Genomic DNA, 682 nt, shown 5'->3' with positions numbered 1-682 from the left:
AGGTCTCGGTCGCTGGCGCGGCGCGCTCAATCCTCGGAGTCGGGGTACGGTCCGGTCTGCACGACGCAGAAGCGATTCCCCTCGGTGTCTTCGAGCACGACCCAGTCGGCGTCTTCGGGGTAGCCCTCCCAGTCCACCTCGCGGGCGCCGAGCCCCAGCAATCGCTGGATCTCGGCGGCCTGATCCTCGGCGTACAGGTCCAGGTGGATGCGCGGCGGGTAGTGCTGCGGGTATCCGGTGACCGACAGCGCGAGGCTCGCACCCGGTGCGGCCCAGTGGGCCTTTCCGGGCGGGTCGAGGATGACCCAGTCGTCGCTGGGCTCGCTGCGGTTCGCGTATCCGAGGGCGGCGCGCCAGAATTCTCCGGCACGGCCGATGTCTTCCACCGTCAGGACCACGGATCCGATGCTCAACATGGCCCCATGATGGTGGCGGCGTCCGACATCCACAGGGGGTCGACCGAGTGCGCGCTGTCATGGGCGCGAGCCCTATGATGTGCATTCGTGGCAGCAACCTCCAGCAAGAAGCGTGGCGCCGCGGGCGCGAAGAAGCAGCAGCCGCGGGGAAACCCGCAGAAGGCGCGCGTATCGCGTGACCCCGCGCACGTCGCGAAACCCACGGTCGGCGACTGGATCGGAGCCGCGCGCCTCCGCACCCTGCCGCTCGCGGTCACGCCGATCCT

At 69.6% G+C, this 682-nt stretch carries 1 protein-coding gene; it reads right to left on the bottom strand.

From position 1 onward, the window contains the following. Positions 1–26: 26 nt before the first annotated feature. Complete coding sequence (locus tag B1729_RS19950) at positions 27–416, bottom strand: VOC family protein (RefSeq protein ID WP_163618342.1); 390 nt, start codon at positions 414–416, stop codon at positions 27–29. Between the last annotated feature and the right edge of the window lie 266 nt (positions 417–682).

Origin of the sequence: Microbacterium sp. B35-04 (assembly GCF_010634885.1) — a bacterium.
Lineage (GTDB): Bacteria > Actinomycetota > Actinomycetes > Actinomycetales > Microbacteriaceae > Microbacterium.
The sequence above is the reverse complement of the archived record's forward strand: the minus strand, read 5'-3'. Positions and strand labels throughout refer to the sequence as shown.